Here is an 11,756-nt window from a genome sequence, read left to right as displayed (position 1 = left end):
GCATGAGCAAAGAAATAGAGTTAGATATATAAAAAGAGATACCCCTATTTTATTCGGTTTGGGGGTATCTCCTTTTCCTTAGCTTGATGGCGATGTTGCCGTACCCCTAGAAGGTATAAAGCTTATCTTTTTTTATGGTATTTGAATTCCAAATTATGCTTGAAATCGTTGATGTGTAGTCAACTGATAACACATACGCAGGGAACATTTACATAATGAACTGTACAATAAGTTATATGGGCATAAAGTATATTCTCTTTTAACTATTTAGAAAAGATAGTAATAGTGAGACTGTTTTTTTATCAGAATCGTGTATTTTCCATACTATTTTTCAGAAAAGTTTATAAATTCCGATAATATTAATTTTTGTGAAATGGAACAACTAGTTTGTTTCAGTTGTGATACATCAAAGTAATTAAAAAATAAAATAACAATATTATCCAGATGATATAACGTTAATAACTTGTTGGATATGTTTGCCTTTAAAATATACGATCTGGTAGTCTTGTAATTTCATGTACTGAATTGAATTTTCATAAAAATATTTTGGATTAAATTTATTCCCCCTGCACCTTTGGAATAGCTGTTACATATAATATTTCAAGATACAATGATTATAAATAAAGTGAAAAGGAATGATATTAATGGGGATGCCAACAATTCCAGAAGGTTTAGATATTACTAGAGACCAAGCAATTAATATTATTTTAGCTTCTATTGGATTAGAAGAATTAGGGCTAGCTCACGTAATTAATGCAGAGGGCGAAAAGGTGCAAGCAGTTGTGGCTGGATTTGAAAAAGAAACAGTTACCTTTGACCAATTATTAGCTACAAATGAAAGTGTAACCCAAACTCTTAAAACGGTAATAAAAAAGGAAATGTTATTACAATTTAAGTTAGAAGAAGCTAAATCGCTAATACAATCATCTTCGCCACCTTCTATTTCTTAGTATAAAAAATAAGTTTAATTTATTGCATGTAAAAAAACAGGAGTTTGCTATTTAAAACTCCTGTTTTTTGCACATAACAAATTACGGCAATTTATTAAGAGCTGAATATAATCTAGCTGCCTGTAGCCAGACCTTATATCTTTTTAAAAGTTCTATAATATAAATTTTAAAGTAAAAGGAGAATTTTTAAATTTTAATTCTTAATTTCATGGGAATATTCGGTGTGGGAAATTAATTTAATCTTTTTTTCCAAGCCCCATAGTCTGGAAAATTTCCTTGTAGTTGTGATAAAGTATCGTCAGCCCATGATTCACCGCTAAAATCTCCCAGTATGATGCGATGTGCATTACCTTCAAGGCATTTTGTCCAAACTCCATAGCCTGGAAAAATCTCTTTTACTTTACGCAAAGTATCAGCAGTCCATTCGATACTGTTAAAATCTCCGAGATGAATCTGATAAATGGGTACCAATTTATTTTTATCTACTTTTGGCTTTAATCCAAAGTATTCAGCGATACCATGTGCATGTGCTTCAGCAACATGATATAGAAAAGTGGCATTATTAAATTTTAATATTTCAGTATGATTCATGAATAAGTTTTCTGTTAGAACAGCCGGCATGTTTGTTCCTCTTAAAACGGCAAATGAAGCTTCCTTCATTCCTCGATTACGAAGTCCATGTTTAGCATAAAAAGAAAAGATAGAATGGTGTGTCACTTGCTGTAAACGTAGTGTATCACCTGTAGTACCAGGAAAACGAAATGTTTCAAATCCATTACCGGGAACACCGTTTGTAGCACCACTATTACAATGGAATGAGACAAATATATCTGCGCCGAACCGATTGGCCATATTGCATCTTTCTTGAAGAGTTTTAAATGTATCATTAAATCTAGTCATACCTACTATGATATCGTCATAATGTTCATTTAAATATTCATATGTAGATAAAGCAAGTTCTAACACAATATTCTTTTCTAATAAGGAATGCCCAACGGCACCTGAATCATGTGCACCGTGTCCAGCATCTAACCAAACTTTAACCATATCCATCGCTCCTCTTCTCTTAGTACTTTATTATATGTAGTAACATATAATAAAGTACTTGAAATTTAGCTAACATGTAAAAGAGTTTAATGAAGAGAATCATGTATAGAGAGTTTTATAAGATAATAATTCAAAAATAGATATTAAATTGGTAGCGGTTGGCCATAAAGGCTTTGTTAAAGTAATAGAAAAATATAGGAGTAATTTAAGTGGATAGGATGTTAAAGTCAATCTTGAATTATTAGAGTTATTCACGCATTAAGCGATATTGTCTTAAATTTTTAGGATGTTAAGCTATTCGTTATATTTCACATACGATCAAAGAAATCAATATGTTCTAAAGCTCTTTTGTCCCTTATGTATCTTCTGAAAGAACTATTTTTGCATATATGGGCATAGTAGTGAATATAATGTTTACTACTTGTCAAATTTAAATGGTCCCAAAATATAAATGAGGGGTGAAATAAATGGGAATTCCAAATATTCCAGAAGGATTGGATATAACTCGTGAGCAGGCAATTAATATTATCTTAGCATCAATTGGATTAGAAGAATTAGGACTAGCCCACGTAATTAATGCAGAAGGTGAAAAGGTTCAAGCAGTTGTGACTGAATTTAAAAAGGGAAAAGTATCGCTTGATCAATTGTTGGCAACTAACGAGAGCACGGTAGATACTCTCAAAACAGTAATAAAAAAAGAAATGCTGTTACAGCTCAAACTAGAAGAAACTAAATCAATATTAAAGTTATGTAGTTGTAGAAAGTCATCCGATTATTAAGATAAATAGTTCTGTTGTAAAATTTTTTACATTAAACAAATTCAAAAATGCGAAATCCTTGTCATTTAATTGTTAATAAATTCTGTAATTCAGTTTAAGCGGGACAGATGGATTCTATTCGAAGGCTGTGTTTTTGTTGATGTGGAGCATGATTTTCTTTTGTTCCTTTTTATGGAAAGTAAGAAGGGAGGTTCGAAATCTTATGGATGTAGCCAACGGCTACCAAAATAATATTTTTCTTGAAAAATGTCTCTTTAAAATATTTAATTATTCCCCTCATTAATTTTACAAATTTATCTTACTGCAGAAAACTTTACAACAGAACCATTTCGTATAACTCCTTACGATGCACTTAATTTTGATAAAATTGAGTATAATTCATATAAATCACTCTAATGTATACAATAACAGATTTGTAGAATCTACGTTTTGTAATGGCTTGTATTTAATGGGATATTTCTCTGCAGTACTATAAATAAAGCCACAAAAACATGTACGTGTGTATAATGTCCTATGACTGATGGTAAAGTGCTGAAATACGAGCTGTAAAAAATAGTCTACAGCTCGTATTTAGATAGAAAAAGTATATTTTTATAAATTGGATAGGAACCAATTTGTCCCCCATATTCATTCTGTTTACATGAGGAGAAGTTTCTAGTTCACATGACAAGATGGAGCATATGAATTTTTATATTGGCTTTTATGCAGTTATTTTGTATACTAAATGTGAGTTTTTCTTAAAGTAGGCAATATTTTAGTCTCTATGAAAACAAACTAATCTGTTAATTATATATGTGGTAAAACAAGCCCTTATGTCAATGTACATAAGAGCTTGTTTTGCATGTTTACCACTATTTTATGTACAATAATAGAAAAACATCATATGAGATGGGGAGGGGAAAACCCATGTTCAACCAACAATTAGTTAATTTACGAATTGATTTTGCTTTTAAACAATTATTTGGTACAAGTGGAAATGAAGATATTCTGGTTGCTTTTTTAAATGCCATGTTACAAAATTCATTAGAATCATCAATTGTTTCTTTACAATTAGAAGATCCGTACTTACACCGGGAGCATGAAGAAGATAAATTATCAATTATCAATTTTAGATATTTCAGCGGCATTAGATACAGGAACAAAGGTAAATGTAGAAATACAGCTTAATAATAATCACGATATGATTAAAAGAAGCTTATATTACTGGGGAAGATTGTATACTTCTCAATTACAAAAGGGGATGCCTTATAGTTTTCTTCATCAAACAATCACGATTAATTTATTAAACTTTGAGATGTTTCCAAAACATGAAGCATTTCATACAACAGGAATCTTATGGAATCAGCAACAACAACAGGTATTAAGTGATGATATAGAAATTCATATTGTGGAGATTCCCAAGCTAATGCAGCAATGGCGTAATGAACAAATTAATCCTTGGGAAGACTCTTTTGTTCGCTGGTTATTATTACTCACAGCAAATGAAGATGAAAAATTAACCCAAACATTGGAGGATATTGCCATGAACCAAGATCCAATTTTACAAAAAGCAATGAATAAATGGGAACGTATGAGTCAAGATTCTTCTTTCCGCCAAGCGTATGCAGCGAGAGAAAAAGTTTTAATGGATGAAGCTGCAAAATTTGCTTATGCGGAGCAAACAGGTATCGAAAAAGGAAAAATGCAGCTTATTCGTGGTATGCATAAAAATGGAATGGCAATAGAAGATATTGCAAAATTTTCAGGATTAACAGAAATGGAGATGCGACGATTCTTACAAAATTAAATTGCTGAGTTACTATAATAACTTTTATAAAATCCCCTTATCTTTAATAAGGGGATTTTTAGAGTGCTGAGAAACCCTTTAGGGTTTCCAATATTCGTAATATATCCTTTTTCACAAGACGTAAACGTCAGCCTTTCTTAATTCTCCTAACAATCCATGAGCGTAACATACCCATACCCAGGTCCTCTTTTATTTTCATCATATGTTATAATAAGTCGATTTAATATATATGCTAGTTATTTTTCAAAACGTTCGTATTATTTTATGCGCAGAGGGTTTGGCTACATAGTTATTCGAACAGATAAATAAATAATTAATTAACAAGTATTACTAAAAAGAGACGGAGTTAAATTGACCTCGTTTATCAACGCGCTGAAAAAAAGAAAATATTATCTAGTTTAGATTCTTCATTTTTTTAGTAAACTGGATAAAAATTTTGAGCGCGTTTGAAAAGAAGTAAAACATCTTAATACAAAGAGCTCCTAATAGAATTATTTTTATTTATCTCTCTAAAGTACTATGGCTATTTCTAGTTATTTTTTTATAAAATCTTACGATTTTATTGGATTAACATTCAGATTTTGAAGAATATTATGATTTGGACGATGTAAGCTATAGTTACGAACATTAAATACATCTATAATGGGTGCATTATAAGAATCTAAAGCTTGAACTACAGTAAGAGCTTTCATTTTAACTTCATATCGTGCACTATCTTTTATTGTAATGAATAATAATTGTTGTTTTTGAACATCCACAGTAATTTCAAATGCTATAGGCAATATTGCCATAAATCTACCTGTATCTTCATTTTGAATAGAAAATAAAATTTTATAAAAATAACTTGTTTGAGTAGCTGATAAATTACGCCAAACAATCCAATTTTCATCTACTTGAGGTTCTAAATTTGTAAATGTATTTGTAATAGCAGATACTACGCTGTTCCAAAAATTAGCACTATTGATAACGAGCCCTAGCACACTTCTAATAATTTCTTTAATTTGACTAATCATAACTGAAACTTCAATTGTTTGATGAATTACACTTTGATTAATAGTTCCTGTAACTCCTGCATTAGGAAGACCATTTGCAATTTGTAAAGCTTTTTCAAAATTGAAATTTAAGGTAAGTGGATCTATAGCTCCTTGAAATGTATTTGTTAAACGAATTGCTTGAGCAATGTATTGTGGCTCTACATAAAAAATTTCATTAAAATTAGTTATATCACTGGATGGAACTGTTAATGCAATATGCCTAAACGGTTTTTTAATAATAGGTCCTGAACAGTGATATTCACCATTGTTTTCTAAATTATTAAAATTATTCAAATTATTAAGGTGCATATTTTAATAATCCCCCTTTTAAATTACTATTTATTTTCCGAACGTACGGTCTAAAGTAGTAGTTTAAGACGATATCAACTCTTAGCCTTGACTATAATTGATATTCAAGCATCAATTATTTTTTAACAATGGTTCATATCTTTTTTATATAGACTCCCCTCCTTCATTATCTATGTAATTATTATGTTTAATACAATTAACACAGATATATGATAGATGTAGTTTTAAATATTCTCATTCTATGTATCTATTCCTTTAATAATATTTCTACAAATAACCTCATTATCTTTAGAAAGCAAAAAGAATCCTTTCTTCGACAACGTTTTTTTTATTTTTTTCAGCTAGTCTATATGTACATAAAAAAATTAGAGAAAGTCTAAGGGGTTGACATATTGTGTTAAGTATGGGGATTTGTATGATTTTTTAAGGAGGACTAACAACTATTTTACAGAGCCAAATGATAACCGTGAATATGAAGTTGTTATTGACCATGTATTATTTGCGTGCTAATTGATTTCTTTGTTTATTCGCATCTGGGAAAACAAAAGAAATGTTACTACCGGCCCTTTTTTATAGTAAGGATTGCGATTATTCGATTTCGAAAAAAATTGGAATTAGCTATAGACGCGCACCTATCTTCAAAAACTACGAGAGCAAGCGGTAAATAAGAATAATCTATGTATGATACTTAGAGAAGGGGGGAAATCATGGGACATTGGTATGAGCTATTAGTTTCATTGATATGTGATGGCAAGATAACAGATGCATAATCTATAATTATTCCCGTACAGCCTTTAGAGGAAGATGCGAAAAATTATAACCAGAAGTAAAGGGGATGTTTAGGATAGTATAAAAATCAAGACCATAAGTGTATTTATTTGAGAGGTACCCAATATAACATGGAATAAGATAAAGAAAAAACTCCCTTTATAGAGGGCGTCGCACCTCAATAACTTGAAGGTATATATTTATTAATCTTTGGATTGTTATTATAGCTGTTTTTTTGTTGTATACTCCCGAAAATCGATTTGAATTTTCTGAATATCGAACAATATATTATTTTGGATGCTTGATAACCACTAACGATATGTATGGAAAATTATTTTGAAGTGAAAAAATATGGTCAAATAAAAATGGAATAATTATATTGGTACAGAAATATGATTGGGATTAGTGAGTCTATAATATAGAAAGGAATGTTTTGTTTTTTGTATATAAGTTGAAAAAGATTTCTGTAAATTGTCCAGAGACTGTATGTGTAGATTGAGTATTGGAACATATCGTTAATTTTATATTTTAATATAATGATATGAATTATACAAGGTCTAGATAAGAATTGTTCATAGGAATCCGTATCAATTTTTTCAAGGAATATGTATTTGCACTTTTGGTCTTTTTAAATCGTATGAATTCAAAATAGTTTATATCAATCTTTGTTACACCAGAAAAAGATTGTATCCAATGTGAATATGGGAGGAATAAATATGAATTCAGGCTATCCGTTAGCGAATGACTTACAAGGGTCAATGAAAAACACGAACTATAAAGATTGGCTAGCCATGTGTGAAAATAACCAACAGTATGGCGTTAATCCAGCTGCGATTAATTCTTCTTCAGTTAGTACCGCTTTAAAAGTAGCTGGAGCTATCCTTAAATTTGTAAACCCACCTGCAGGTACTGTCTTAACCGTACTTAGCGCGGTGCTTCCTATTCTTTGGCCGACTAATACTCCAACGCCTGAAAGAGTTTGGAATGATTTCATGACCAATACAGGGAATCTTATTGATCAAACTGTAACAGCTTATGTACGAACAGATGCAAATGCAAAAATGACGGTTGTGAAAGATTATTTAGATCAATATACAACTAAATTTAACACTTGGAAAAGAGAGCCTAATAACCAGTCCTATAGAACAGCAGTAATAACTCAATTTAACTTAACCAGTGCCAAACTTCGAGAGACCGCAGTTTATTTTAGCAACTTAGTAGGTTATGAATTATTGTTATTACCAATATACGCACAAGTAGCAAATTTCAATTTACTTTTAATAAGAGATGGCCTCATAAATGCACAAGAATGGTCTTTAGCACGTAGTGCTGGTGACCAACTATATAACACTATGGTGCAGTACACTAAAGAATATATTGCACATAGCATTACATGGTATAATAAAGGTTTAGATGTACTTAGAAATAAATCTAATGGACAATGGATTACGTTTAATGATTATAAAAGAGAGATGACTATTCAAGTATTAGATATACTCGCTCTTTTTGCCAGTTATGATCCACGTCGATACCCTGCGGACAAAATAGATAATACGAAACTATCAAAAACAGAATTTACAAGAGAGATTTATACAGCTTTAGTAGAATCTCCTTCTAGTAAATCTATAGCAGCACTGGAGGCAGCACTTACACGAGATGTTCATTTATTCACTTGGCTAAAGAGAGTAGATTTCTGGACCAATACTATATATCAAGATTTAAGATTTTTATCTGCCAATAAAATTGGGTTTTCATATACAAATTCTTCTGCAATGCAAGAAAGTGGAATTTATGGAAGTTCTGGTTTTGGTTCAAATCTTACTCATCAAATTCAACTTAATTCTAATGTTTATAAAACTTCTATCACAGATACTAGCTCCCCCTCTAATCGAGTTACAAAAATGGATTTCTACAAAATTGATGGTACTCTTGCCTCTTATAATTCAAATATAACACCAACTCCTGAAGGTTTAAGGACCACATTTTTTGGATTTTCAACAAATGAGAACACACCTAATCAACCAACTGTAAATGATTATACGCATATTTTAAGCTATATAAAAACTGATGTTATAGATTATAACAGTAACAGGGTTTCATTTGCTTGGACACATAAGATTGTTGACCCTAATAATCAAATATACACAGATGCTATCACACAAGTTCCGGCCGTAAAATCTAACTTCTTGAATGCAACAGCTAAAGTAATCAAGGGACCTGGTCATACAGGGGGGGATCTAGTTGCTCTTACAAGCAATGGTACTCTATCAGGCAGAATGGAGATTCAATGTAAAACAAGTATTTTTAATGATCCTACAAGAAGTTACGGATTACGCATACGTTATGCTGCAAATAGTCCAATTGTATTGAATGTATCATATGTATTACAAGGAGTTTCTAGAGGAACAACGATTAGTACAGAATCTACGTTTTCAAGACCTAATAATATAATACCTACAGATTTAAAATATGAAGAGTTTAGATACAAAGATCCTTTTGATGCAATTGTACCGATGAGATTATCTTCTAATCAACTGATAACTATAGCTATTCAACCATTAAACATGACTTCAAATAATCAAGTGATTATTGACAGAATCGAAATTATTCCAATCACTCAATCTGTATTAGATGAGACAGAGAACCAAAATTTAGAATCAGAACGAGAAGTTGTGAATGCACTGTTTACAAATGACGCGAAAGATGCATTAAACATTGGAACGACAGATTATGACATAGATCAAGCCGCAAATCTTGTGGAATGTATTTCTGAAGAATTATATCCAAAAGAAAAAATGCTGTTATTAGATGAAGTTAAAAATNGAAGTTGTGAATGCACTGTTTACAAATGACGCGAAGATGCATTAAACATTGGAACGACAGATTATGACATAGATCAAGCCGCAAATCTTGTGGAATGTATTTCTGAAGAATTATATCCAAAAGAAAAAATGCTGTTATTAGATGAAGTTAAAAATGCGAAACAACTTAGTCAATCTCGAAATGTACTTCAAAACGGGGATTTTGAATCGGCTACGCTTGGTTGGACAACAAGTGATAATATCACAATTCAAGAAGATGATCCTATTTTTAAAGGGCATTACCTTCATATGTCTGGGGCGAGAGACATTGATGGTACGATATTTCCGACCTATATATTCCAAAAAATTGATGAATCAAAATTAAAACCGTATACACGTTACCTAGTAAGGGGATTTGTAGGAAGTAGTAAAGATGTAGAACTAGTGGTTTCACGCTATGGAAAAGAAATAGATACAGTCATGAATGTACCATTTGATATCCCGTATGTATCTTCTAGGCCTGTTTGTAATGAATTATATGATGGTGAACAACAACCGTATCCAAATGTTCCAAAAAATTGATGAATCAAAATTAAAACCGTATACACGTTACCTAGTAAGGGGATTTGTAGGAAGTAGTAAAGATGTAGAACTAGTGGTTTCACGCTATGGGGAAGAAATTGATGCCATCATGAATGTTCCAGCTGATTTAAACTATCTGTATCCTTCTACCTTTGATTGTGAAGGGTCTAATCGTTGTGAGACGTCCGCTGTGCCGGCTAACATTGGGAACACTTCTGATATGTTGTATTCATGCCAATATGATACAGGGAAAAAGCATGTCGTATGTCAGGATTCCCATCAATTTAGTTTCACTATTGATACAGGGGCATTAGATACAAATGAAAATATAGGGGTTTGGGTCATGTTTAAAATATCTTCTCCAGATGGATACGCATCATTAGATAATTTAGAAGTAATTGAAGAAGGGCCAATAGATGGGGAAGCACTGTCACGCGTGAAACACATGGAGAAGAAATGGAACGATCAAATGGAAGCNATTAGATAATTTAGAAGTAATTGAAGAAGGGCCAATAGATGGGGAAGCACTGTCACGCGTGAAACACATGGAGAAGAAATGGAACGATCAAATGGAAGCAAAACGTTCGGAAACACAACAAGCATATGATGTAGCGAAACAAGCCATTGATGCTTTATTCACAAATGTACAAGATGAGGCTTTACAGTTTGATACGACACTCGCTCAAATTCAGTACGCTGAGTATTTGGTACAATCGATTCCATATGTGTACAATGATTGGTTGTCAGATGTTCCAGGTATGAATTATGAYATCTATGTAGAGTTGGATGCACGAGTGGCACAAGCGCGTTATTTGTATGATACAAGAAATATTATTAAAAATGGTGATTTTACACAAGGGGTAATGGGGTGGCATGTAACTGGAAATGCAGACGTACAACAAATAGATGGTGTTTCTGTATTGGTTCTATCTAATTGGAGTGCTGGCGTATCTCAAAATGTCCATCTCCAACATAATCATGGGTATGTCTTACGTGTTATTGCCAAAAAAGAAGGCCCTGGAAATGGGTATGTCACGCTTATGGATTGTGAGGAGAATCAAGAAACTGTATTGGTTCTATCTAATTGGAGTGCTGGCGTATCTCAAAATGTCCATCTCCAACATAATCATGGGTATGTCTTACGTGTTATTGCCAAAAAAGAAGGACCTGGAAATGGGTATGTCACGCTTATGGATTGTGAGGAGAATCAAGAAAAATTGACGTTTACGTCTTGTGAAGAAGGATATATTACGAAGACAGTAGATGTATTCCCAGATACAGATCGTGTACGAATTGAGATAGGCGAAACCGAAGGTTCGTTTTATATCGAAAGCATTGAATTAATTTGCATGAACGAGTGATTAATAAAAAATAACTAAAGCTTTAAAAACCATGGAGAAAGTTTTCTCCATGGTTTTTAATTTCTGCATTTATTAATTCTGGTACAAAAAATATATAGAAAACATAAAAAATAGATATCTAGAGGACATAAAATTTATACAAATATCAATTTCATTAGTATAGAACGTTTATCCAATAATAATTATCACCATTTAAACTATCCAAACTACAATTGTGATCCAAGTTATGATGATTAATAGATGAACTGATTTAGGATTTGAAAATAGATTTTCATCAAACAAAATGAGGGAAAGAATATGCAGGGAAATCAACAATCGATTTCAAATCTTAATACTTCG

At 31.9% G+C, this 11,756-nt stretch carries 4 protein-coding genes and 5 pseudogenes; 7 read left to right on the top strand and 2 right to left on the bottom strand.

Features of this window, described 5'->3' with window-relative positions; all coding sequences use genetic code 11:
* Positions 1–644 precede the first annotated feature (644 nt).
* Complete coding sequence (locus ASE54_RS24405; RefSeq protein ID WP_000525745.1) at positions 645–950, top strand: hypothetical protein; 306 nt, start codon at positions 645–647, stop codon at positions 948–950.
* A gap of 231 nt (positions 951–1,181) precedes the next feature.
* Here the strand turns inward: ASE54_RS24405 and ASE54_RS24400 are convergent, their stop codons facing one another.
* Positions 1,182–1,997, bottom strand: coding sequence for an N-acetylmuramoyl-L-alanine amidase (locus tag ASE54_RS24400; protein WP_000241640.1), 816 nt, complete (start codon positions 1,995–1,997; stop codon positions 1,182–1,184).
* Between the two features lie 467 nt (positions 1,998–2,464).
* Between ASE54_RS24400 and ASE54_RS24395 the strand changes: the two genes are divergently transcribed.
* On the top strand, positions 2,465–2,776 hold the full coding sequence (locus ASE54_RS24395; protein ID WP_000512651.1) for a hypothetical protein: 312 nt from the start codon (positions 2,465–2,467) through the stop codon (positions 2,774–2,776).
* Between the two features lie 906 nt (positions 2,777–3,682).
* Positions 3,683–4,562, top strand: a pseudogene (locus ASE54_RS24390) (Rpn family recombination-promoting nuclease/putative transposase).
* A 551-nt stretch (positions 4,563–5,113) separates the two neighbouring features.
* On the opposite strand, the gene ASE54_RS24385 reads toward ASE54_RS24390, so the two are convergent.
* The gene (locus ASE54_RS24385) at positions 5,114–5,905 is read right to left on the bottom strand and encodes a type-2Ba cytolytic delta-endotoxin (RefSeq protein ID WP_000550493.1); all 792 of its coding nucleotides are present in this window, start codon (positions 5,903–5,905) and stop codon (positions 5,114–5,116) included.
* Positions 5,906–7,389: 1,484 nt separating this feature from the next.
* Here ASE54_RS24385 and cry4Ba point away from each other — a divergent pair.
* The 4 pseudogenes from cry4Ba to ASE54_RS37240 all read left to right on the top strand — a co-directional run.
* A pseudogene (gene cry4Ba, locus ASE54_RS24380) lies at positions 7,390–9,495 on the top strand (pesticidal crystal protein Cry4Ba); the annotation flags it as partial.
* 42 nt (positions 9,496–9,537) lie between these two features.
* Positions 9,538–9,984, top strand: a pseudogene (locus tag ASE54_RS35205) (pesticidal crystal protein cry4Aa); the annotation flags it as partial.
* Between the two features lie 55 nt (positions 9,985–10,039).
* A pseudogene (locus ASE54_RS37245) lies at positions 10,040–10,533 on the top strand (pesticidal crystal protein cry4Aa); the annotation flags it as partial.
* Position 10,534: 1 nt separating this feature from the next.
* Positions 10,535–11,321 (top strand): annotated as a pseudogene (locus ASE54_RS37240) (hypothetical protein); the annotation flags it as partial.
* Between the last annotated feature and the right edge of the window lie 435 nt (positions 11,322–11,756).

It is taken from the genome of Bacillus sp. Root131 (assembly GCF_001429475.1).
Classification (GTDB): Bacteria; Bacillota; Bacilli; order Bacillales; family Bacillaceae_G; genus Bacillus_A; species Bacillus_A thuringiensis_S.
The sequence above is the reverse complement of the archived record's forward strand: the minus strand, read 5'-3'. Positions and strand labels throughout refer to the sequence as shown.